The following is a 24,201-nucleotide window of genomic DNA, read 5'->3' on the forward strand; positions in this document are numbered from 1 at the left end:
GTATGTGAATGGGGATGCATTTATATAGTCTATATGAAAAGTATGTAGAGACGATCATAACTGCCCAATAACCCGCCACAATCTTAGATTCACCGTAATAGTGATCTATACAAAAAAATCCCCCCTCATCATACACACATCAGCAGGGCTATCCACAGCATCAGCGAGGACTCTAGCCCGAAGGGCTGTATGTATGTGAATGGGGATGCATTTATATAGTCTATATGAAAAGTATGTAGAGACGATCATAACTGCCCAATAACCCGCCACAATCTTAGATTCACCGTAATAGTGATCTATACAAAAAAATCCCCTTCATCATACACACATCAGCAGGGCTATCCACAGCGTCAGCGAGGACTCTAGCCCGAAGGGTGTGTATGATGAGGGGGGTTACCTTATAGCCTAACTATACGTTGAATCTAAACAACATCACATCGCCGTCTTGAACGATATATTCCTTGCCTTCAAGTCTCACTTTGCCCACTTCTTTAGCAGCGGCCATAGTGCCGTAAGTCTTGATATCTTCATAAGCAATTGTCTCTGCTCTGATGAAGCCGCGTTCGATATCCGAGTGGATTTTACCAGCAGCTTGCTGCGCTTTGGTGCCGCGTCTGATGGTCCAAGCTCTGACTTCTTGAGGGCCAGCCGTTAAGAAACTGATTAAATCAAGTAAATGATAACTTGCACGGATGAGCTTATCTAAGCCAGATTCTTTAAGCCCTAATTCCTCGAGGAAAGCTTGTTTGTCTTCATCGTCAAGTTCAGAAATTTCCTGTTCAACCTTGCCACAGATCACAACGGCCTCAGCATTTTCCGATTCAGCAAATGACTTTACTTCTTTTACATAATCATTATCAACGCCAGCCACAACATCTTCTTCAGAAACGTTGGCACAGTAGATAACAGGTTTGTAAGAGAGCAAGTTAAGCGACTTTACAAGTTCTTCTTCATCAGCAGTAAACGTCATAGTTCGAGCAGATTGCCCATCTTCAAGAACCTTTCTGATGCGCTCTAAGAGTTCGAATTCCTTCATCAACGATTTGTCGGCCTTAAGCTGTTTTTGTGTCTTTAGAATTCTTCTATCGAGCATTTCAACATCGGATAAAATGAGTTCGATATTGATTGTTTCAATATCTTTAAGAGGGCCGACAGCACCATCCACATGGACGACGTTTTCATCTTCAAAACAACGTACCACATGAACAATAGCGGCAACTTCGCGAATGTGACTTAGAAATTTATTACCTAAGCCTTCGCCATTTGAAGCACCCTTGACAAGGCCTGCTATATCATAAAATTCAATAGCTGTGGGAACGACTTTTTTGGAGTCATACATCTCTTTTAGAACATTGAGACGTTCATCGGGTACAGAAACCACGCCGACATTTGGTTCAATTGTACAAAAAGGATAGTTCGCACTTTCCGCACCAGCTTTTGTAATTGCGTTAAACAATGTACTCTTACCAACATTTGGTAAACCTACGATACCTAATTTCATTTTAAACCTACCTTCTATTTATATGTGAAAATTTTACAATTTTACTTCCAGCACGCATAAATAATTATAAACCATTAACAAGGCATTGTAAATATTATATAATAAGAAGATACGTAGCACAGAAAGTTAACATCAATAGACTATTCATTAAGGACGTGACTTATGATAAAAGGAACCAAAAAAATGAAATTGACTGAAGGCGTAACACTTCATGTGATTCAGTCTGAAAAATTTAAAACTATTTTAGCAGGTGTCTATTTTAAGAGACCGATTTTACCTGTTGAAGCCTCTTATAACGCATTATTGTCCAGAATTATGGATCATGCGACAAGATCATTGCCGTCATTGAGAGATCTTAACAACGAATTGGAATATTTATATGGATCTGTAATTGTGGTAGATACGCATAAATATGGCAATAATCAGACCATTCAAATCAAAATGTCTTTCCCAAATGCAAAATATTTAGAGGAAGAGGATTTCTATGAAAAACCGATAAAAATTCTCATGGATATTCTATTTGATCCTTTGGTAGAAGATGGTGGGTTTAAAAGAGATATCTTTGATCAAGCGAAGTCTGCCTTAATCAGTGAAATTGAAATGAGAAAAGATGATAAAATGGACTGGGCAATTTCAAATTGTATCGAGACGATGTTTGAAGATGAAAACTATAAAATTCATGAACTGGGAACCATAGAGTGGGTTAAAGCGATAACGCCTCAATCACTTTATGAGCATTTACAATTTTTACTCAGAGAAGCGGAAATTGATATTATTGTAAACGGAGATATCGATTTAGAAGAGATTTTACCTGTGATTCAAAATTGGTTTAGATTGGAGAGAACATCTTATACACCGGTGTTGAGGGCTTCTCATAAAAAAGAGATTAAAAAAGTCAAATATCATGAAGAAAAAATGGATGTGACACAAGGCAGATTGGTAATGGGATATCATTTTGACATTGCCTATGATGACCCAAGGTATACGGCACTATTCCTTGCAAGTACAGTACTTGGCGGTGGTGGGGGTTCTAAACTCTTTACGGAAGTAAGAGAAAAAGAATCCTTATGCTATACCATTTTTGCGCGCTCGGATAAATTTAAATCGATTATGCTCATCTATGCTGGTATTGATCCAGACAATTATGAAAAAGCGGTGGCGCTGATCAAACGAGAAGTTCTTGCAGTTCAAAACGGTGATTTCACAGAGGATGATTTGCAAAAGGCAAAAGAAGTCATTATTTCTAGCTTCCTTTCTATATCGGATTATCAAAATAGTTTTATCAACTACTACTATGCTCAAAGTCAATTTGGTTTATCTATGGATCTTGACAAGAAAATTGAGTCACTTGAAAATGCCACAAAAGCAGAAGTCGTTGATGCATCAAAACTATTGCAATTGGATACGATTGCGTTTATAAATAAGGAGGATTAGATGAAAATAGAAACGATATCAAACGATTATTTAAATGAATCGTATCATAGAGCAGTTTTAGAATCAGGTTTAGAGGTTATTATTGTTCCGAAGAAAGACTTTGTTAAGAGATATGCCTTTTTTATCGTGCAGTATGGTGGGATTCACAATCAGTTTTATACAAGCGATGGTGATTTGGTGGAAATGCCAGCAGGTATTGCACATTTTTTAGAGCATCAGGTTTTTGAGGATGCAGGTAGAAATACGTTTTCAGCCTTTGAAGAATTTGGTGCCAATGTCAACGCCTATACGAGTAATTATGCCACGGTTTATCATTGTGACGCTGTGAAATATACTAAAGAAGCTATAAAAGTGCTCATGGAGTTCGTGCAAACACTGAATATCAATGAGAAAAGCATAAAAAAAGAACTGGGTGTCATAGAACAAGAGATTAGAATGTATGAGGATGAACCCACATGGCGTTTAAATAGAGAGTTAATGAGAGGGCTTCTAAAGGAACATCCATCAAAGGAAGAAATTGCGGGCTCAGTGGCTTCTATCCAGCATATTGATGTGGAAAAAGTGCTCTTATGCTACAACTCTTTTTATACGCCAGAGAACATGAAGATGGTCATATATGGTGATTTGGATGCCAAGGAAATGATTGAATATGTGGACAGTCTTCAAACCCTTGAATTTAAACAAAGACGTAAGACTGCAAGGAAAGTTGATTTTAAAGAACCCTATCCTGTTCACAAAAAACGTAGTGTCATCTATGGGGACGTGTATAAAAATCGATTTGAATTGGGATTCAAGCATACCAAACCTTTAATTGGAAATTGTTACAACTTTATGGGCGCAATTAAATTGGTGGTTGACCTCATGTTTGGCAGAGGCAGTCAATTTTATAAGGATGCCTATGAACAGAATTTAGTTCAGAGTCAATTTGAATTTGATATACAAATAGAAGAAAATTTTTCATATGTTGTGATTTCCAATGACACGGATGAGATTGAAGCCGTTGAAAAAATGATTTTTGACACTATTAGAGCCTTTAAATCAAATGGATTTGATCCAGTGGATTTTGAGCGCATTAAACGAAAAATGATTGGCAGGGTGCTTTCATCTCTGAATTCACTGAGTACAATTGCTTCTAATTTTACGTATCAGATCACGAGGAACAGAAATTTCTACAATCAAATTGAAGCCTACAAAGATATAGAATACGATTATATGCTTGAAGTGTTTAACTATTTTTTTGAAGATGAAGCAAATCATTCGATGGCGATACTCTTAAAAAATGAATTAAAGGAATAGGTGAAAAATGAACCGTTATGCTTTTGAAATATTTGGTGTCGGCATTGCTTGGTACGGCATTATCATAGCTTCTGCAATGTTTATAGGAACGATTATATTGACCAAAATAGGAAAACGATATGGTTATGCTGAAAATGACCTCATTGATTTGGCGCTGGTGGTCTTACCGTCTGCCATAATAGGTGCGCGTGCATATTATGTCATCTTTGAATGGTCATATTATAGTGCGCACCCCAATATGATACTGGCTTTTAGACAAGGTGGTCTTGCTATTCATGGAGGGATCATTGGTGGACTTATTGGCGGCTATATTGTCTGTAAAGTAAAAAAACTAAACTTTGCCGAATTGGCTGACATGATAGCGATCCCATTAATTTTGGGGCAAGCCATTGGCCGATGGGGAAACTATATCAATCAAGAAGCACATGGCGGGCCAACAGATTTGCCTTGGGGCATCATGGTAGATGGAGTAAAAGTGCATCCGACCTTTCTCTATGAGTCTATTTGGAATTTGTTGATTTTTGGCATATTGCTCTTTACATTTAAGAATCGAAAATTTCAGGGCGAACATTTTTTGAAGTATATGATATTCTATTCGATAGGAAGATTCTTTATAGAAGGTCTTAGAACGGATAGTTTGATGCTTGGGCCACTCAGAATAGCACAAGTGATCAGCTTGGTTTTCATCGTATTGGGGTTAGCCGTGATTTTTTATGCAAGACATACAGGCAAATGGAAAATAGATGAGAACCACTAGATATAGAGGGCTTTAAATCGTAGTAGACTGTATATAGAATGGTGTGCATAGGATTCTTATAAATTATAAAAAAGATTGAAATTTCAATCCATACAGAAGATGAGACTCTAGTCCCATTGCGTTGGGTAAAAGCGACTTTATTTAGTATAAAGTCGCTTTTTTAGTTGCGCTTTATTCAAAAAAAGTTTAAAATAACTATATAAAGTGGTACAAAATGTTATAAAGTGGGTAAGAAGACCATACCGAAAAAAACTAAAGGACGAGTGGATGATGTTTACAGGTGAATACAGACACTCTGTCGATGCCAAAAATCGATTGAGCATACCATCAAAATTTAGAGAAAAACTAGGGGATACTTTTTATATCACTAAAGGGCTTGATCATTGTCTCTTCATTTTTTCGATGGATGAATGGCAATTGTTTGAGGCAAAATTAAAAGCGTTACCACTTTCAAATAAGAAAGCAAGAGCGTTTGCACGTTCATTTTTTGCTGGTGCAGCAGAGTGCTCTTTAGATAAGCAAGGCAGAATTTTATTACCACAGCCCCTGAGAGAACATGCCAGTATCGATAGAGAAGTATACATCAATGGTGCAGGCTCTCGAATTGAAGTTTGGGATCAAAAGGCATGGGAAGCATATAATGACTTTATGACTGCCAATATGGATGATTTAGCAGAGGATATGGAGTCTCTGGGAATCAGTTTTTAATTGCCAATGGATTGAGGATAGGAGAGTAAGCTATGGGGTTTAATCACGTTACTGTATTATTAAAAGAAACAATTGAAGGGCTTGATATTAAACCTAATGGAATTTATGTAGACGGCACTTTAGGTGGCGGAGGACATTCGTTTAAGATTCTTCAATTTTTAGACAAAGGAAAGCTTATCGGTATTGATCAGGATCAGGATGCACTGGATGCAGCTGAAAAGCGCTTGTCCATATTTGAAGGGAAATTTATTCCTGCGCATAGCAATTTTGAAAACATTAAGACGGTTTTAAAAGAACTCAATATAGATAAAATAGATGGATTGGTTCTTGATTTAGGCGTTTCATCCTTCCAACTGGATGAAGCTGAACGCGGTTTTTCTTACATGAATGATGGCGCGCTGGATATGAGAATGGATCAAACAGCTTCGTTTTCTGCTTGGGATGTGGTCAACACTTATTCTGAAAAGGAATTATTACGGACGATCAGAGAGTATGGTGAGGAAAATTGGGCTGCTAGAATTGCAAAGTTTATCGTAGAAGCCCGAGCTGAAAAAACCATAGAGACGACTTTTGAACTTGTGGACATCATCAAAAAAGCGATTCCTGCAAGAGCAAGACAAGATGGACCACATCCGGCAAAACGCACTTTTCAAGCGATCCGGATTGAAGTCAATAATGAACTCAAAATTATCGAAAAGACCATAGAAGACACAGTCAGTGTTATGAAAAAAGGTGGGAGAATCGCCATTATCACATTCCATTCTCTAGAAGATCGGATCGTTAAAACGACTTTTAAGAGATTGGCTGAAGGGTGTACGTGTCCAAAAGAATTACCGGTATGCGTTTGTAACAATAAACCCAAAATAAAAGTAATTACCAAAAAACCTATTTTACCATCAGAAGAAGAACTCGAAAACAATCCTAGGGCAAGGAGTGCTAAGTTAAGGATTGCGCAGGTGAAATAGTACCCAAGGAGGGGTAGCATGTACTCAACTGGAAGATTGCAAAATGAATACGAATTTGATGATTTCAATAAATCGCAATCTGCTAAAATTGTCAGCATCAGAAAGAAGCGATTGGAAAGAGAAAAACAGAAAAAACGTGCGAAAACGACTTTAATCAATACAGTCAAGTCGCTGCTTTTGGTGTTCATTTTTGTAGCCATGTTGAGTATGATTATTTTTAAGAACTCTCTCGTCAGTGAGGCGAAATATAATATATTTAATTTGAAATCTGAGATCAAGTCTCTAAATACGCAAATTGAAGAATTAAATGCAGATATCGAACAAAAAACAGAACTTAAGGCAGTTGAAAAAATTGCGATTGAAGAACTCAAAATGCAATATCCAACAAAAGCGCAAATCGTCTATGTGGATTCAACAGTCCAATATGCACTTGAGGATAAACAATCCGTAATTCCAATGGCGTCAGAAATTGTCAAAGAAGAGCCGAGTCTGTTTAAGGATATTGTAGCTGCACTGTTTAGAGCAAATAAATAAACCCGATTCTAGTTTGTACAAAGTCTGCCTACTCGCAGACTTTTAATTTTTAAATATCTTGAGTTGATATTGTTTAATGTTCGGTTATAATAGTAGTAGCTATGTTTTGGAGGCTGATTAATGACTAAATTTAGGAATAGACTATTAATTTTTTTTATTGTCACTTGTTGTTTGATGGGTGCTCTGATTGGCCGACTTTTTTATATTCAAGTTATATGGAAAGATGAACTCACAGCAATGGCAAGAGATCAACAAAACAAAAATATTCCAATTCCAGCGAAGAGAGGGGATATTTTAGATCGCAATGGAGATAAACTGGCGTTTTCGATTAAGACATTCTCCATTTGGGTAAAGGCATCTGAAATTAAAAATCCGCATGACACCGCTGTTTTAATCGCAGAAGCAGTGGATGCTGATGCCTCTGTAATTCAAAAGAAAATCGTAGAAGCCAAGACAACTTATGTCAAATTGGTATCTGATCTCGATAAGAGCCAAGGCGACTTGATTAGGAGTAAGAGTATCAAAGGGGTTTCCGTAACTGAAGACAATAAACGCATTTATCCCTATGGCAATTTAGCTTCTCACGTGATTGGCAACGTCAATATGGACAATGATGGTTATATTGGTATTGAGTATGCGATGAACACCATTCTAAAGGGCACTGAAGGCAAGTATTTTGTTACGACAGATGTACATGGCAGACAACTCCCCTATGGAGAGGATACTGTGGTGGCACCACTCAATGGCAGTACTGTTAGGCTTACGCTGGACGACACCATTCAGTATTTTGTAGAAGAGCGATTGGAAAAAGCCATGATAGATCATACGCCTATTTCAGCGTCTGCGATTGTGATGGACCCCATGACAGGCGAAATTTTAGCGATGGCCTCTAAGCCAGATTATAATTTAAATGATCCGAGAAATGTAAGTGGGCGTACAGACCCAGTTGCTTTTAAGGCATTGAGCAGTGAAGAGAAATCAAAATATTGGAATGAAATGTGGCGTAATATTGTCATTGGGAATACTTATGAGCCTGGATCGGTTTTTAAAGCCATTACAGCTTCAATTGCACTCAATGAAGGCCTCGTCAATTTAAATACAAAATTTGTATGTAATGGTGTTTTGAAAGTTGCAGGTGTGCCTCTACATTGTTGGATTTATCCAAGTGCACATGGAGAGGAAACTTTTTTGGAAGGCTTAAAAAATTCGTGTAATCCTGTTTTCATGAAAACAATTGATATGATTGGTCTGGAAACTTACTATAAATATCTTGACGCATTTGGTTTTTTTGATGTGACTGGCATTGGACTTCCAGCGGAAGCAGGGTCCATATCCATACCAAAAGATAAAGTAGGTCCAGTGGAACTTGCAACCATGTCTTATGGACATGGGATCAACGTAACGATGATTCAAGTCGTCAGGGCTATCTCTGCACTTGTCAATGGCGGATATCTCTTAGAACCGCACATTGTAAAAGAAGTCATCAATGAAAAAGATGAAATTGTCAACTTATATCCGAGAAAAGAAGTGCGTCAGGTGATCACTGAGGCAACATCGGAAAAGATGAGAATTATGCTCGAAGCAGTGGTTGACGGCGGGACAGGTAAAAATGCTTATATTGATGGGATTCGTGTAGGCGGAAAGACGGGCTCGAGTCGAAAGTTTGAAGATGGTGCTTATCAAGAGAATAATGTTGTCGCTTCATTTGTGGGGATTGCGCCTATAGACGCACCTCAATTTGTAGTCTATGTGGTTATAGATGCACCACAAGATGAGTTCGGAGGCGGTAGTGTTGCGGCGCCAATCGTTAAAGATATGCTTGAGGATATATTGAGATATAAATCGATTATGCCCTCTGCCAAAGATAGTAAAGTCATCAAGGCACCTAATCTCGTGGGATTAACATATGAAAAAGCTTCAGAAGAATTGAATAAAATGAAGATCAGCTTTTCAACAGATCCAATTACAATTAACAATGTGAATCTGCTGGTGGTGGATCAATACCCGGAGCCAGGGACACAAATTTCGGATAAATCGGTGATGATTTTATCAGTGGGTGATGAGCTTGCTCCAAATGATAAAAATAGCGATTGAATTCATACAGAATTTACAATAAGATAGTCCAGAAGAGCTATTGGTTTGGGAGGGCACATGATTTTAAGTGAAATAATAAAAAATTCGAACTGCAAAGTTATTCAGGGCACAATAGACAAAGAGATTCAGGCGATTCAACACCATTCGGGCAAAATAGAAAAAGATACTCTATTTGTGGCCATTTCAGGTTATCAAAGAGATGGTCATGATTTCATTGGGCAGGTTATTACAGATGGTGCCACAGCCGTGGTGGTTGAGAAATCAATCGATTTAAATCTCATTCCAGATGACGTAAGTGTGCTTGAAGTAGCTGATACCAAATTGGCACTAGCTGAGATGGCTAATCTGTTCTATCAAAAGCCAACTGAGAAAATAAATGTGGTGGGGATAACGGGAACGAATGGGAAGACTTCCATCACACAAATGCTCAATGACTTGTATAAAACTACAGGGCAAAAAAATGCTGTATTTGGTACGATAGCCAATTTCATAGGTGAGGAAAAAATACCTACAGTAAATACAACTCCTGATGCACTTGAACTCGCCAGATTGATGAGTGAAGCGGTTAAGATGTCTTGCGAGAATTGCTTTATGGAAGTGAGCTCGCATGCGCTTAAGATGGGCAGGGTCCACAATATGAATTTCAATTATGCCATATTTACAAATCTAACAGAAGATCATCTCGATTTCCATACTGATTTTGAAGATTACTTTACGGCCAAATTTCAGCTTTTCAAAATGGCTTTAAAAGGTTGTGTGGTCAACAACGACAATGAATATGGGCGTCGTATAATAGAAGCAATGAAATCTCACAAGAGATGCTTGTCCTACGGCTTTTCTGAAACAGCTGAGCTCAGGGCGGACCAAATTGAATATCATCAATGGGGCAGCACATTTCATTTAAACTGGCATGAACAGTGTGTTCCTGTAAAGCTAAATATTCCTGGAAAGATTTATATTTACAATTTAATGGCGTGTGTGGGCATAATGCTTCTTGAAGGCTTTGAACTTGATGCAATAAGCAAGCTGGTCACCAAAGTTAAGCCTGTAAGGGGAAGACTTGAACAGGTATCCAGTGATCCGGCGAGAACTGTATTGCTAGATTATGCACACACACCGGATGCGCTTGAAAATGTACTTCAAGCGATTCATGAATTTTCAAAAGGCAGGATCATTATCGTCTTTGGATGCGGTGGTGATCGCGATCGCAAGAAACGGCCAATGATGGGGGAGGTTGCACAAAGACTCTCTGATCTCGTCATCTTGACCAGTGATAATCCAAGGACCGAAGCACCAGAGCTGATTATAAAAGATGTGCTTGAGGGGATGACGCTTTCGGATGCTTTATTTGTGGAGGCAGATCGTCGTAAAGGCATTTATAAAGCACTCGAATTAGCTGGTGAAAATGATGTGGTCCTCATTGCGGGCAAAGGGCATGAAGACTACCAAGTCATTGGAAAAACCAAAATTCATTTTGATGATAAAGAAGTTGTACAAGATTTTTTTGACGGAAGGAAATAATATGTTAACACTTTTTAAGTATAATAGCCTGTACTATATTGCATTTTTTGCATGTAGTTTAGCAGCGGCACTTTTACTGGGACCAGTAATTATACCACAGCTGAAAAAGCTTAAGTTTGGTCAAGCCATTAGGGAAGAGGGACCAAAGTCACATCTTTCAAAAAGTGGGACGCCCACCATTGGCGGCTTGATTTTCATCACGGCTTTTTTAGTGCCCATTTGCTTTTTTTTAATGCATTCGTATGAGGTCTTCTATGTTTTAGCTGGTGTGCTTGGCTTTGGTATGATCGGATTTCTAGATGATTATATCAAGGTTGTTCGCAAACACAACTTAGGGCTTAGAGCAAAGCAGAAGATCTTCTTGCAACTTTTCATGAGCCTTGTAATGGCAATTCTAGCACTTAAATTTGGCACAACAATTCGTCTTCCAATTTTAGGGTATGCGCTCAACTTGGGTTTCCTCTTTATTCCATTTATGCTATTTTATTTTATCGCAGTGGATAATGCGGTCAACTTGACAGATGGCCTTGATGGTCTTGCAGCATCAGTTACAACAGTTGTGATGTTGTTTTATGCTTATTTTGCGTATAGGCAACATATGCCACAGATGGTGATGCTTTCACTTGCCATGGCTGGTGCACTCATGGGCTATCTCAAATTCAACTGGCATCCGGCTAAAGTCTTCATGGGAGACACGGGATCACTTGCGTTAGGCGGCATGGTTGCAGCGATGGCCGTTGTTCTAAAAATGCCTCTTTGGGTGCCGATTATTGGATTAATATATGTGATTGAGGCTCTATCGGTTGTGATACAGGTAGGCGTCTATAAAAAAACAAAAAAACGGTTTTTCAAGATGGCGCCAATTCATCACCATTTTGAATTGGTCGGTTATACAGAAAAGAGAATTGTAGTCACATTTGCGCTGGTAACACTGTTTACGGGCGTTTTAGGTATTTTAGTCTATTAGATTTTGGAGGATGCTCATATGATTTTTAAAAATCAACGCGTTTTGGTCATTGGACTTGCTAAATCAGGTATATCAGCCATTAAAGCTTTAAAGGAAGAAGGTGCCTTGGTCCTTGTTAACGACTCAAAGACGGCAACTCAACTGGAAAGTTTGATTCCTGAAATAATGCCTTATGTAACGGAAACTATTTTTGGAGGTCATCCAGAACAAATTCAGGAGATCGACTTAGTGGTGGTGAGTCCGGGCGTTCCTTTAGATCTGCCTTTTATTCAAAAAATAAGACAGAAGAATATTCCAATTATAGGCGAGATTGAACTTGCGTTCCAGCTTTGTAAGGGCACGTTTATAGGGATAACAGGCACAAATGGCAAGACAACCACAACTGCATTGACGGGTGAAATGTTCAAAAATGCAGGGAAAGATCATTTTGTGGTGGGCAATATAGGCATTCCTGCCGTGTCTAGGGCAAAAGAGGCAACGGATAAAACTGTAATGGTGACGGAACTCAGCAGTTTTCAATTGGAATCCATCATAGATTTTAGAGCACATATTGCGGCTATTTTAAATGTGACACCGGACCATCTGAACAGACATAAAACCATGGCGAATTATGTGGAGGCCAAGGCCAGAGTCATTGAAAATCAGAATGAAGCAGACTACTTAATTTTAAATTATGACAATGAAATCACAAGAGCTCTTGGCAAAAAAGCTAAGAGTAAAGTCATCTACTGTAGCCAAAAGACAATTCTAGATGAAGGGGTCTATGTTGAGTCGGGTTACTTTATAATCCGTTTGGATTCAAAGAAAATTTCAGTTTGCAGAATAGATGAAATGTTTATTTTGGGGGCTCATAATGTGGAAAATGCTCTAGCAAGTATTGCTATGGCATACTTGTCAGGGATTCAAGTTGAGACGATAAAACAGACATTGATGACTTTTAAAGGGGTTGAACACAGGATTGAATACGTGGGCACAATCAACGATCGAAAGTTTTATAATGACTCCAAAGGCACAAATGTAGATTCTACAGTTTGTGCGTTGAAATCAATGCAAACAAACACGGTTTTAATTGCAGGCGGTATGGATAAGGGCAGTACTTTTGAAGCTCTGTTTGAAGCTTTTGAGGGTAAAGTAACGGCAATGGTACTCCTTGGTGAAACAAAACATCTGATCCGAGCTGAAGCTCTGAAAAATCAGTTTGAAAATTGTGTTTTGGTTGCAAATATGGAGGAAGCTGTTTCAAAAGCGTACGAACTTTCAGATAAGGGTGATGCGATATTGCTTTCACCAGCTTGTGCAAGTTGGGATATGTACGACAATTTTGAAAAACGAGGTGAACATTTTAAAAAATGTGTTCACACATTAAAGGATTAATGATGAAGACGAATAGAATAGACTATACACTTTTAATTGTGACGTTACTGCTCGCAGCATTTGGCCTACTCATGGTTTTTAGCTCAAGTTATTACTATGCTATAGAGAAAATGCAAAATAAAACGCACTTTTTTCTAGCAGATATAAGATGGGTTAGTGTTGGTGTTGTGGTGATGCTAGTGGCTTCACAAGTAAATTATAAATCCTATAAAAAACTGGCTATTCCAGCATTGATTGTCAGTCTTGTTTTGTTGGTTTATGTCCTGTTGTTTGGGACTGAGATCAACCATGCCAAAAGATGGATCTATATTGGCGAACAGTCCTTTATGCCTGCTGAAATTGCAAAAATCGGATTGATTTTGTTTTTTTCGTACAGTCTTGAAAAAAATTACACGCGGCTCAACGAACTGCCGGTGCTGGGGACCTATGTAGGCATTATAGGCATTTGTGGTTTCTTGGTAATGAAACAGCCCAATATGAGTACCGCTGTCATTATAGCTGGAATTCTTTGCATTATGCTGTTTGTGGCAGGGCTTTATTGGCGATATACGCTTACTGTACTGTTAGGGGGAAGTGCCATAGCATGGGCACTGGTTAAATCTGCACCTTACAGAATGCGCAGATGGACGTCTTTTATGGACCCTTTTCATGATCCAACAGATGATTCATATCAAGTTGTTCAATCACTGTATGCACTTGGTACTGGCGGTGTTAGAGGTGTGGGACTCGGCATGAGTACACAGAACAAACTCTATATTCCAGAGCCTCAAAACGACTTTATACTGGCCACTATTGGAGAAGAACTCGGATTTATTGGCACTGTACTGCTCCTTGTATTTTTTTTGATATTAATATACCGTTGTGTTAAAATTGCTATGAATGCACCAGACCGCTTTTCTTTTTTTATGGCGACTGGGATCACGGCTATGTTGACGTTACAGGTGATTATGAATTATGCAGTTGCAACCTCATCAATGCCTGCAACAGGAATCTCACTTCCGTTCATCAGTATGGGCGGTACGAGTTTGGTTATATTGATGGGCTCAGTGGGGATATTGCTCAATATATCTAAACACTGTTCAAATCGTGGTTAATGTACATTCAATAATATGATAAAAAATGGAGACAATCTATGAAAGTAATGATTACAGGTGGGGGTACAGGCGGTCATATTTATCCAGCACTTTCCATTGCAGAGCGGTTGAAGATAGAGTACAAAGGTATCGATATTTTATATATGGGTGCTAAGCTTGGGATGGAGAAAGACATTGTACCCAAGACGGGGGTTGCTTTTAGACAAATTGATGTGGCACCACTTAACAAGAAAATTTCACCGAAGACAATCAAGGCTTTAGGTGTATTGATAAAAGGTCTTTTTCAGGCTAGAAGGGAAATCAAGCGATTCAAACCTGACCTCATTATTGGAACAGGCGGTTATGTGGCTGGGCCCATAGTTATGATAGGGGCGCTTATGGGGATTCCAACGATTATACATGAGCAGAATGCCTTTCCAGGGATGACTAATAAAATTTTGAGTCGTTTTGTGGATCGAATATTGGTTACTTTTGAAGAAGCTAGAGCCCATTTTAAACACAAAGAGAAGGTCGTTTTCACTGGTTTGCCTGTACTGGAGAGTTTCCATACGGTGAGTAGAGATTATGCAAGACAAAGACTTGGCATTGCAAAAGATGAATTTGTCATAATGACTGTTGGCGGCAGCAATGGCGCCTTAAAATTAAATCAGGTGATGATGGAAACTTATGCTGCGTTGGTCGAATATCCTAAAATTAAAATTTTTCACGTGTCTGGCAACCGTTATTTTGAAAATATTAATGAAAAAATAAAGGCTGGGCAATACACGGTGGGCAAGAATTTTAAACTGATCAGTTTCATGAAGGAAATGCCGATTTATCTCAATGCAGTGGATTTGGTGATTTCAAGGGCAGGGGCCTCAACCATAAATGAAATTATAGCGGCAAGAACGCCAGCAATTGTAATTCCATCTCCCAATGTAGCCAACAACCATCAGTTTCACAATGCAAAAGTAGTGGATCGAAACGGTATGGGCATCATCATTAAAGAGGAAGATTTGAATACAGAGTTGATGGAACATACGATTCTAAATTTCTATGCAGAACCGTCAAAACTTGAAATTATGAGATGTAATTGCGATAAAATAGAACACATTAAACCATTGGATGCAATTATGAACGAAATTGGGCTATTGCTCAAGGAACATGAAATATAAATAAGCGTATGGAGTACTTCTAGATGAAGAAAATTAAGTGGATTTTACTTTTGGGCGTGATCTGTTTTGGAGGTTACTATTTGGTTTTCCAAACGGATTTATTGACCATTAAAGCGATACTCTACAATCAAAGCGAAGAACTTGACATCTATGAACTTCAAAGGTATTCTGACATTCATTATGGAGATGCATATTGGCAAGTGAATCTTCAAAAAGCCAGAGAGGGATTGTTAAAGCATCCCTTTGTCAAAGAAGCCGTGGTCAATCGAAATTTCCCAGATCAAGTTATTTTCAATTTGACTTACAAAACACACTACTTTAATTTAAAGTACTCCGATATTATTTTATCTCTTGATCGAAATTTGGATGTTTTAAAAGTGTTAGAAGACGAAGACAATGGGTATACAGTTGAAGGTTTCACATTTAACGGTTTTTCAACGGGCAAGAAAATAGATGTCGGGCAAGAATATGTACTTGCCAATATCGTGGATTTGATTGAACTTATGGATCGAAGTGCGTTCAATTACTACAATGTGATTCAATATGAAGACAACAACATTAAAATAAAAATTGGCAATATTACTGTAAAATTTGGAAATGGTGAAAATATTGAAATGCGATTTAATGCTTTTGTAGCAATTTATGAAGCGTTGTTAAATGAAAATATTACAGACGGTGTCGTTGATGTCAGTACTGACGGATTACCTGTCTATAGACCATTTGGAGAGTAGGTAACTATGAAAACAGACAAAATATGGATTGGTGTTGCGTGTGTCATTTTAGGTGTATTTATAGCCTTTCAAATGAAGTTTATTCAGGGCACTTACCTTGACGGTTCGACACCAACTCAAAAGACAACTGAAATTCTCAATGAGATGGCAACTGTTAAAGCTGAAAAGAAAGCTCTTATTGAAGAAGTAGAAAATTTAGAAAAACAGCTTGAAGCGATTCAAGGGTCTGCCTCAGAAGAAAGTGCAATTGTAAAAAATCTCACGGATGAACTCAATAAATTCAAGGCTTTCTCAGGGCGGACAAAAGTGGCTGGACAAGGTATTTTAGTGACGATTGATAATCCGCCTACAGATGGCAGTTACGGCTTGGAGCTCAATATAGCCTACGATTATAAATTGATTTTGGAACTGTTAAATGAGCTCAATTCAGCGGGTGCCGAGGCCATCTCCATTAATGAACAACGTGTGATCAATAGCACAGAGGTTAGATTGGCAGGCTCACAGATGAATGTCAATACGATCCCGATCTCACCGCCGTTTATCATCAAGGGGATTGGCAATTCCAAGACCATGGATGGTGCTTTAAACATGCGTTTTGGAATCATTGAGAGTATAAGAGATAGAGGCTATTACGTGGAGGTAAAACCAGTTGAAAATATAGAGGTTCCAGCTTTCAATGGCACATATAAATTTAAATATGCCAACACAGTTAAGTAGAAAGGTGAATCTATGAAATTAACATCATTTCAAAAGAAGATGTTTGCTCTGACTGTTCTCTTAGGCATCTTATCGACAATGCAATTCCGAGCAGTGAATTCTGGTTATAAGTACATGTCCATCAAAGAGATGTATGCCAATAGCATAGAACTTGAAAGCCAAAATGCAGAGCTTGTTCAGCTCAGAGCAAAAGCAGATAGTTTAAAAGTCAAAATAGATGAGTTTCAAAAGGCGAGAACGGATGTCAGCATTGACTATGAAAATGTTTTGCAACTTGAAATTGAAAATACAAAAAAAGTTGCAGGACTCACCAATGTTGAGGGACCAGGTATTGTGATTATCGTAACTGACGGTACGAGGGAGCTTTATGAAAACGAGAGACCAGATGTCGTTACGGTGCATGATATTGACATTAGGGCTATGGTAGATGATTTAAGAAATGCCGGTGCTGAGGCCATTTCCATCAATGATCAACGTGTTATTTTTAATAAATCAGAAATTCAATGTACTGGGCCGACGATTAAGATCAATGATCAAGTTTTTGCGGTGCCCTTCGTGATTAAAGCGATCGGTGATCGAAAATACCTTGAAAGTGCAATTAACGAACCCGGAAGTTTTAGTGAAAGCCTTAGAAAATGGGGTGTTTTTGTAGAAGTTAATACATCCATCAATGTTTCGATACCTGCATATGAAGGCACCATGGAAAATCAATACGCGATTCAGTAAAGGAAGGTTAAAATGATAATTGCAATTTTGGGTATAATTTTAGGGATCTTTATAGGACTTTATATTCCCTTTGAGTTTGCAACAATTTCTTCGCTCTATATTTCAGTTGGCATTTTGGCGGCAATAGATTCTATCCTCGGCGCGTTGAGGTCAAGTTTTGAAGATAAATTTGACAGCGTCATCTTTGTCACAGGTTTTGTGGTCAATGCCGTACTGGCAATTGCACTTTCGTATCTTGGTGATAAGCTAGGTGTTCCAATCTATTACGCGGCTATTTTTGTCTTTGGTACTAGGTTGTTTAACAACATTGGAAGCATAAGACACTATTCAATTGATCGATTTAGGGCTAAAAGTCGAGAAAAACATAAGTAATAAGACCTAAAACAGTTGAAAACACGAAAAAAAAGCGATTTTTTAAAAAAAAATATTCCCAAAAAACTTAAAAGAGTATATACTATATGTAGTGGAATTATAGGCTTTTCAAACAATAGATATGGATAAAAGCTTATGATTTTACAATTTTACATCTGAGGATTAGTGTTGTTAAATCATATATAGAGAAATACGGTTTATTTAATAGAGAAACGAGATGTAAACACCTATTAATTATTACTTTGCGGGAAAAGGAGGATTTTCATGTTAGAATTTGATGTTGCTGTTGAAGAATTTGCCCAGCTTAAAGTAATTGGTGTTGGTGGCGGGGGTAATAACGCTGTTAATAGAATGATTAAGTCCAATCTTAAAGGCGTTCAGTTTATTGCGATTAATACAGATAAGCAAGCATTATACAGCTCTGCTGCAGAATACAAGTTACAAATAGGCGAAAAATTAACCAGAGGCTTAGGTGCTGGCGCAAATCCTGAGGTAGGCAAGAAAGCTGCTGAAGAGAGTAGAGATGATATTTATCAAGCGCTTCAAGGTGCAGATATGGTCTTTATTACTGCTGGTATGGGTGGCGGTACAGGTACTGGTGCTGCACCAATTGTTGCTGAGATTGCTAAAGAAATGGGCATACTGACCGTTGGCGTTGTCACAAAACCATTTTCTTTTGAAGGCAAGAGAAGAATGAAACATGCTGAAGAGGGGATTGAGGAACTAAAGCGTAAAGTAGATACACTGATTACGATTCCGAATGACCGTCTTCTTGAAATCGTTGAAAAGAGAACTTCTATTTTAGATGCATTTACCATAGCGGATGATGTTTTAAGACAAGGGGTCCAAGGTATTTCAAATACAATTACTGAGACAGGGTTGATCAATGTTGACTTTGCCGATGTTAAGACGATTATGTTTGAACAGGGACTTGCACATATGGGTATTGGTTCTTCAAGTGGTGACGATCGAGCGATCGACGCGACGAATCAGGCGATTCATAGTCCATTACTTGAAACTTCAATACGAGGTTCAAAGGGTATACTACTTAATATTCGCGGTGGCAAATCGTTAGGTATGATGGAAATTCAACAGGCGGCAGATCTTGTTTACAGAGAAGCAGATCCAGATGCCAATATCATTATGGGTGCTGTTATTGACGAGTCTTTAAAAGACGAAATCACAGTAACTGTAATTGCAACTGGTTTTGAAACGGCTAAAATTGAACCCAAAGTCGAAGTCAAACCCGTAAAAACTGAACCTGTAAAAGTACAACAAGTTGAAGCAGAGACCAACGAAGACGACACATTTAACATTCCAACATTTTTAAGAAAAAAAAGATAACCTTGCTTCTCGCAAGGTTTTGTTTTTATAACCCTTGAGGGGCGAAGCCCCTATTCAATGGGCGTCAGGACGCCCACTGAATGCAATCCTACCGGATTGCGCAAGGGTTACGAAGGTAGCGTAGCGGACTGAGTAAGACCTCACGACTTGAAGTCATGTAGGTTGTGGATTGCGCAAGGGTTACGAAGGTAGCGTAGCGGACTGAGTAAGACCTCTTACGATTTGAAGTCATGTAGGTTGTGGATTGCGCAAGGGTTACGAAGGTAGCGTAGCGGACTGAGTAAGACCTCACGACTTGAAGTCATGTAGGTTGTGGATTGCGCAAGGGTTACGAAGGTAGCGTAGCGGACTGAGTAAGACCTCTTACGATTTGAAGTCATGTAGGTTGTGGATTGCGCAAGGGTTACGAAGGTAGCGCAGCGGACTGAGTAAGACCTTACGACTTGAAGTCATGTAGATTGCGGATTGCGCAAGGGTTACGAAGGTAGCGTAGCGGACTGAGCTTTGAATATCTTTTCGACGGGATAAAACAAAAAAAATAAATGGTGAGGTGAAATGTATGAAATGTCCTTATTGCAGTAGTCTTGAATCTAAAGTCATCGACTCTAGACCGACAGATGACGGTCATGTAATCAGACGAAGAAGAGAATGCATCAACTGTAAACAGAGATTCACCACTTATGAAAAAATTGAAGAAATTCCAATTATCATTGTTAAAAAAGATGGCAATAGGGAGTCATACAATCGCATGAAAGTGTTGAATGGCATCATAAGAGCTTGTGAGAAAAGGCCCGTTTCAATGGAACAAATGGAACAGATGATTGATCAAATTGAAACCAGATTACACAGTTCCATGGAAAAAGAAATTGAGTCTGAATGGATTGGAGAGCTCGTGATGTCAGGTCTTAAAGATCTTGATGAAGTTGCTTATGTTCGATTTGCTTCAGTTTACAGACAATTTAAAGACATCAATACATTTGTCAATGAACTCACGAAATTATTGAATGAAAAGACGAACGGATAATTATATAAAAACATATTGGAAAATAATGTGGTTTTTCGTCACTTTATGTAGGAATATGTAGCGAAGCAAGTATACTAATGTATACTTGTTTTTTTATGCAGCAAGATTTGAGCCGAAAGCTGTGATGAGGAATGTTCACCCTTAAGCAGCGTCAGCGAAAATTGCTTTGAGGCATCGGATGATGGCCCAATGTTGTTGAAAAAATAAAATTCGATCCAAAAGATCAAGAGCTAAAAGATAAAAAGGGGGAAAAACTTATGAAATCCATAAGAACACAGTTAATTACGATTACATTAGCATTGATTACGGTTTTATTTTTTTTATCCAATCTCATTAATGGATATTATTTTTCTAAAGAATACGAAAAAGAATTATTAGAAAACAATATGACACTTGCAACGATAATTTCGGATCAAGTAAATGCCTTTATTGACAAAGCCTATGTTTTGTCAGAAGCAGTGGCGATAAATCATGACGTGAGTACGTTTAATGCTGCTAGTCAAGTGGATATGCTCAAAAATATTGCGAGTAAAAATGACTATTTTGATTTATTGTACATACAAGGCATAGACGGTATGCAGACTGCAAGGTCAAGTGGAACTCTAGGAGATCGCTCTAATCGATGGTGGTTTAAACAGATGTTGGCAAATGAAAAGCCCTTTGTCAGCAAGTCGTATTTTTCCCTAAGTGGCAATATGCCAGTGACTTCAATTATTTTGCCTATTTATAATGATCAAAATCAGTTAAATGGCGTCATGGGAGCCGACCTTAAATTAGATGCCCTCCAAGAAATCGTGGATAAATTGAGTGTTGGGTCAAAATTTGCCTATATAATGGATGGTGAGGGGGTCGTAATCGCACATCCAGATAGAATGCAGGTATCAGAGCTCTATAATTATGTAAAAGGCCATAAAACTATATTGAAATTAGATTCAAACGGGGAAGTGGTTAAAGATGAAAAGGGGAATCAGCTGACTGAAGAGCAACCAATTGATATTCCAGACGCTTTAAAAAGAATTACAGCAAGTGCCTTAGAAGGAGAAAGTGGTGTAGAAATCTATACGGATCAGGAAGATAGGGCGGTTATTAGCGCATATAGCAGTATTGAATTGCCAGGTGAATCTCAAAAATGGGCAGTTATAACTGTTGAATCCCAAAAGGAAGCCATGAACTTTATATACAATTCTTATAAGCGCAATGGTCTCATAGGTCTCATATTATTAGCAATTGCGGCAGTTATGCTCTCTATTATGTCGAAGACGATTTCAATTCCCATAAAAAAATCATCGGAATATTTGAATACAATAGCGAATGGCGATTTTAGAGTGGAGATCAATCCACGTTACCTGAATCGTAAAGATGAAATTGGTATTATTGTGGGAAGCATTGACCGAATGAAAGAATCTCTTAAGATCCTTGTGGATAGTATTAAGAGTGATTCTAGAGATATAGAAATCCATGTAGATCGTGTCAAAACAGATATGCATGAGCTAAAACTCAATTTGGAAGAGGTTTCATCAACAACAGAAGAACTTGCAGCCAGCATGGAAGAAACCGCAGCGGCGTCAGATCAAATGTCTACAACTTCTCATGAAATTGAAAGATCCGTCCATTCATTGGCAGATCGTGCACAACAAGGGGCTCAGGTGGCAGGCGAGATCAGCTTGCGTGCAGAAAAGACACAGCAAGATGTTTTGGAGGCGCAAAAAAAAGCGCAATGGATGCTGAAAAAAACTAAGGTGCAGTTAGAATCTGCAATACAAGAGTCAAAAGTTGTAGATCAAATCAATATACTGTCTGAATCAATCATGAAGATTACAGATCAAACAAATCTATTGGCGCTAAATGCCGCAATAGAAGCGGCAAGAGCTGGTGAAGCTGGAAGAGGCTTTTCTGTGGTGGCAGATGAGATCAGAAACTTAGCGGAGCAGTCAAAAAATACAGTTCTTGAAATACAAGAGATCACAACTAAAGTGATTTCATCGGTTGCCAATTTATCTGAGAGTTCAAATGACCTTTTGACCTATGTATCGACGGATATAGACCAAGATTATAAGGGCATGCTAGAAGTTGCAGACTCCTATAATGAAGATGCCACACATGTAGAGGCATTAGTAGGCGAATTCAGTGCAACGTCTGAAGCACTATTGGCCTCTGTGGAAAGCATATTGGCAACGATTGACGGTATTTCAAATGCGGCAAATGAAGGGGCAAATGGCACCACTGACATTGCTATGAAAGTAAGTGATATCAATCAGAGCTCATCCGAAATGATCATCAAAATAGAAGCCTCTAAACAAAATGTGGAACACTTATTAAGTGAAACGGATAATTTCAAATTATAACAGCTCTATTTTCTAAATTGTAATGGAGTGATGGAGCATAGAAATATATTCATCATCGACACAAAAAATTTACAAGGGTTCAAATAGGCTAATACTTTATTGAAAGATATGTATATTTGAGCCCTTTATATTGCTGTAATAAGAAAACAAAATGTGAAGATTATAAAATCACGTTGTTTTGAATTGACAGAAGAAAGGCTCTTTGATATAGTTGTATGTACAAACAAACGGGGTGATGTGTTGGATAAAAAATGTATTTCAGATGGGCACAGTTGTAATTTGGAGAGTTGTTTATTTTTTTCATCTACAAAACTGGCAAGGGCATTTAAAAAAATAGCTGACGAAGCTTTTAATAAGACGGGGTTATCCCCAAGCCATGCTTTTCTTTTAAATTTAGTGAATTCAAGAGGTGAAATTCATCAAAAAGAAGTTGGTGAATTATTGCATTTAACGCCTTCGACAATTACACGCTTTGTTGAGAAATTGGAGAGGATGCATCTGATCAGTCGAAAATCTGAAGGGAAGAATATCTTTATTTCCAAGACTGAAAAGGGCATGGCTTTACAACCAGATATTGTCAAGGCATGGGATGACTTACATGCACGCTATCGAAATATTTTAACAGAAACAGAAACAGAAACATTTATAAAGTTGACAAACAAATTGCTCGGGCAATTAGGAGATGGGGATATAGCACTGAAGTAGTATCAAAAAAAAATAATGTATTCATAAAGATAGGATTAAAGGAGGTAACATAATGAACGAGACCATAAAAAAAATACAGGATCATAGATCCATTAGAAGTTTTTTAGATCAGAAAATTGATGAAGCAACAATTCGCGAAATTTTGAAAGCAGCTCAATCCATGCCGAATTCAATCAATGGACAACAAACATCGGTAATTGTCGTACAAGATAAGGCTAAGAAAGCAAAAATTGCAGCTTTAGCTGGTGGACAAACTTGGGTTGACGACGCGCCAGTTTTGATGGTATTTGTAGCAGATTTTTATAAGACGCATTTAGGTGCTCAAAAAAATAATTTGGAACAAGTTATTCATGAAAGTGTTGAAGGAACATTGGTTGGAGCAGTCGATGTGGGACTGAATATGGGGGCTGCTATTATCGCAGCAGAATCACTGGGCCTTGGCATTGTTCCAATAGGGGGCATTCGCAGAGATCCCGCTCAAATGATTGAATTGTTAGAACTGCCAAAGTATACTTTCCCAGTGGCAGCACTTGCAGTGGGATACCCTAAAGATAGATCGCATAAAAAACCAAGGATGCCCTTTGAAACTTTCAAATTTGATGAGAAATATCAGGTAGAAGGCTTAAAAGAGGCCATTGAAAGTTACGATGCGGAAATGGTGCCTTATTTAAAAGAAATTGGACGTGAACAAGAAGTTAATTGGAGCGTAGCTACATCTAGTGTTTATAAGAGCGTCTATTTTCCAAAGGTTCACCCTGTTCTAAAAAATCAAGGGTTTAAAAATGATAAATAGAGCCGTTGCAAATGTGCTTTAATTACAATTGTCTGAATATATCGC

Annotated in this window: 22 protein-coding genes; 21 read left to right on the forward strand and 1 reads right to left on the reverse strand. The window is 38.2% G+C overall.

Annotation, left to right across the window (positions count from 1 at the left end; genetic code table 11):
- Positions 1–409: 409 nt before the first annotated feature.
- Positions 410–1,501 carry a redox-regulated ATPase YchF gene (gene ychF / locus ISU02_RS00610; protein ID WP_194699840.1) on the reverse strand — a complete coding sequence of 364 codons (1,092 nt, stop codon included), beginning with the start codon at positions 1,499–1,501 and terminating at the stop codon, positions 410–412.
- A 162-nt stretch (positions 1,502–1,663) separates the two neighbouring features.
- Here ychF and yfmF point away from each other — a divergent pair, with 162 nt between their 5' ends.
- From yfmF to ISU02_RS00715, 21 genes are all read left to right on the forward strand, one after another.
- A complete protein-coding gene (gene yfmF, locus ISU02_RS00615; RefSeq protein WP_194699841.1) occupies positions 1,664–2,935 on the forward strand; it encodes an EF-P 5-aminopentanol modification-associated protein YfmF in 1,272 nt (423 codons plus the stop codon).
- Positions 2,936–4,231 carry an EF-P 5-aminopentanol modification-associated protein YfmH gene (gene yfmH / locus ISU02_RS00620; protein WP_194699842.1) on the forward strand — a complete coding sequence of 432 codons (1,296 nt, stop codon included), beginning with the start codon at positions 2,936–2,938 and terminating at the stop codon, positions 4,229–4,231.
- 7 nt (positions 4,232–4,238) lie between these two features.
- The gene (gene lgt, locus ISU02_RS00625) at positions 4,239–4,988 is read left to right on the forward strand and encodes a prolipoprotein diacylglyceryl transferase (RefSeq protein ID WP_194699843.1); all 750 of its coding nucleotides are present in this window, start codon (positions 4,239–4,241) and stop codon (positions 4,986–4,988) included.
- Between the two features lie 270 nt (positions 4,989–5,258).
- Complete coding sequence (gene mraZ, locus ISU02_RS00630; RefSeq protein ID WP_194700299.1) at positions 5,259–5,696, forward strand: division/cell wall cluster transcriptional repressor MraZ; 438 nt, start codon at positions 5,259–5,261, stop codon at positions 5,694–5,696.
- Positions 5,697–5,728: 32 nt separating this feature from the next.
- Positions 5,729–6,661 carry a 16S rRNA (cytosine(1402)-N(4))-methyltransferase RsmH gene (gene rsmH / locus ISU02_RS00635; RefSeq protein ID WP_194699844.1) on the forward strand — a complete coding sequence of 311 codons (933 nt, stop codon included), beginning with the start codon at positions 5,729–5,731 and terminating at the stop codon, positions 6,659–6,661.
- Positions 6,662–6,679: 18 nt separating this feature from the next.
- Positions 6,680–7,195 carry an FtsB/FtsL family cell division protein gene (locus ISU02_RS00640; protein WP_194699845.1) on the forward strand — a complete coding sequence of 172 codons (516 nt, stop codon included), beginning with the start codon at positions 6,680–6,682 and terminating at the stop codon, positions 7,193–7,195.
- Positions 7,196–7,315: 120 nt separating this feature from the next.
- Positions 7,316–9,289 (forward strand): penicillin-binding transpeptidase domain-containing protein, encoded by a 1,974-nt coding sequence (locus tag ISU02_RS00645; protein WP_194699846.1) that lies wholly within the window; start codon positions 7,316–7,318, stop codon positions 9,287–9,289.
- Positions 9,290–9,346: 57 nt separating this feature from the next.
- Positions 9,347–10,810 (forward strand): UDP-N-acetylmuramoyl-L-alanyl-D-glutamate--2,6-diaminopimelate ligase, encoded by a 1,464-nt coding sequence (locus ISU02_RS00650; RefSeq protein ID WP_194699847.1) that lies wholly within the window; start codon positions 9,347–9,349, stop codon positions 10,808–10,810.
- A gap of 1 nt (position 10,811) precedes the next feature.
- The gene (mraY, locus tag ISU02_RS00655; protein WP_194699848.1) at positions 10,812–11,777 is read left to right on the forward strand and encodes a phospho-N-acetylmuramoyl-pentapeptide-transferase; all 966 of its coding nucleotides are present in this window, start codon (positions 10,812–10,814) and stop codon (positions 11,775–11,777) included.
- Positions 11,778–11,795: 18 nt separating this feature from the next.
- Positions 11,796–13,151, forward strand: coding sequence for a UDP-N-acetylmuramoyl-L-alanine--D-glutamate ligase (gene murD, locus ISU02_RS00660; protein ID WP_194699849.1), 1,356 nt, complete (start codon positions 11,796–11,798; stop codon positions 13,149–13,151).
- A gap of 2 nt (positions 13,152–13,153) precedes the next feature.
- Complete coding sequence (gene ftsW / locus ISU02_RS00665) at positions 13,154–14,245, forward strand: putative lipid II flippase FtsW (protein ID WP_194699850.1); 1,092 nt, start codon at positions 13,154–13,156, stop codon at positions 14,243–14,245.
- A 38-nt stretch (positions 14,246–14,283) separates the two neighbouring features.
- On the forward strand, positions 14,284–15,399 hold the full coding sequence (gene murG, locus ISU02_RS00670; RefSeq protein WP_194699851.1) for an undecaprenyldiphospho-muramoylpentapeptide beta-N-acetylglucosaminyltransferase: 1,116 nt from the start codon (positions 14,284–14,286) through the stop codon (positions 15,397–15,399).
- A 23-nt stretch (positions 15,400–15,422) separates the two neighbouring features.
- Positions 15,423–16,130, forward strand: a complete 708-nt coding sequence (locus ISU02_RS00675; protein ID WP_194699852.1) for a cell division protein FtsQ/DivIB — start codon at positions 15,423–15,425, stop codon at positions 16,128–16,130.
- Positions 16,131–16,136: 6 nt separating this feature from the next.
- On the forward strand, positions 16,137–16,847 hold the full coding sequence (locus ISU02_RS00680) for a DUF881 domain-containing protein (protein WP_194699853.1): 711 nt from the start codon (positions 16,137–16,139) through the stop codon (positions 16,845–16,847).
- Between the two features lie 12 nt (positions 16,848–16,859).
- Positions 16,860–17,573 (forward strand): DUF881 domain-containing protein, encoded by a 714-nt coding sequence (locus ISU02_RS00685; RefSeq protein WP_194699854.1) that lies wholly within the window; start codon positions 16,860–16,862, stop codon positions 17,571–17,573.
- Between the two features lie 12 nt (positions 17,574–17,585).
- A complete protein-coding gene (locus ISU02_RS00690; RefSeq protein ID WP_194699855.1) occupies positions 17,586–17,945 on the forward strand; it encodes a small basic family protein in 360 nt (119 codons plus the stop codon).
- A gap of 264 nt (positions 17,946–18,209) precedes the next feature.
- A complete protein-coding gene (ftsZ, locus tag ISU02_RS00695) occupies positions 18,210–19,289 on the forward strand; it encodes a cell division protein FtsZ (RefSeq protein ID WP_194699856.1) in 1,080 nt (359 codons plus the stop codon).
- A gap of 559 nt (positions 19,290–19,848) precedes the next feature.
- Positions 19,849–20,313 carry a transcriptional regulator NrdR gene (gene nrdR / locus ISU02_RS00700; RefSeq protein WP_194699857.1) on the forward strand — a complete coding sequence of 155 codons (465 nt, stop codon included), beginning with the start codon at positions 19,849–19,851 and terminating at the stop codon, positions 20,311–20,313.
- Positions 20,314–20,570: 257 nt separating this feature from the next.
- Positions 20,571–22,658: a methyl-accepting chemotaxis protein gene (locus ISU02_RS00705; RefSeq protein ID WP_194699858.1), complete on the forward strand. Its 2,088-nt coding sequence runs from the start codon at positions 20,571–20,573 to the stop codon at positions 22,656–22,658.
- A gap of 240 nt (positions 22,659–22,898) precedes the next feature.
- On the forward strand, positions 22,899–23,363 hold the full coding sequence (locus ISU02_RS00710; RefSeq protein ID WP_194699859.1) for a MarR family winged helix-turn-helix transcriptional regulator: 465 nt from the start codon (positions 22,899–22,901) through the stop codon (positions 23,361–23,363).
- A 52-nt stretch (positions 23,364–23,415) separates the two neighbouring features.
- Positions 23,416–24,156: an NADPH-dependent oxidoreductase gene (locus tag ISU02_RS00715; RefSeq protein ID WP_194699860.1), complete on the forward strand. Its 741-nt coding sequence runs from the start codon at positions 23,416–23,418 to the stop codon at positions 24,154–24,156.
- The last annotated feature ends 45 nt before the right edge of the window (positions 24,157–24,201 follow it).

The organism is Fusibacter ferrireducens (assembly GCF_015352425.1).
GTDB classification, from domain to species: Bacteria; Bacillota; Clostridia; order Peptostreptococcales; family Acidaminobacteraceae; genus Fusibacter_A; species Fusibacter_A ferrireducens.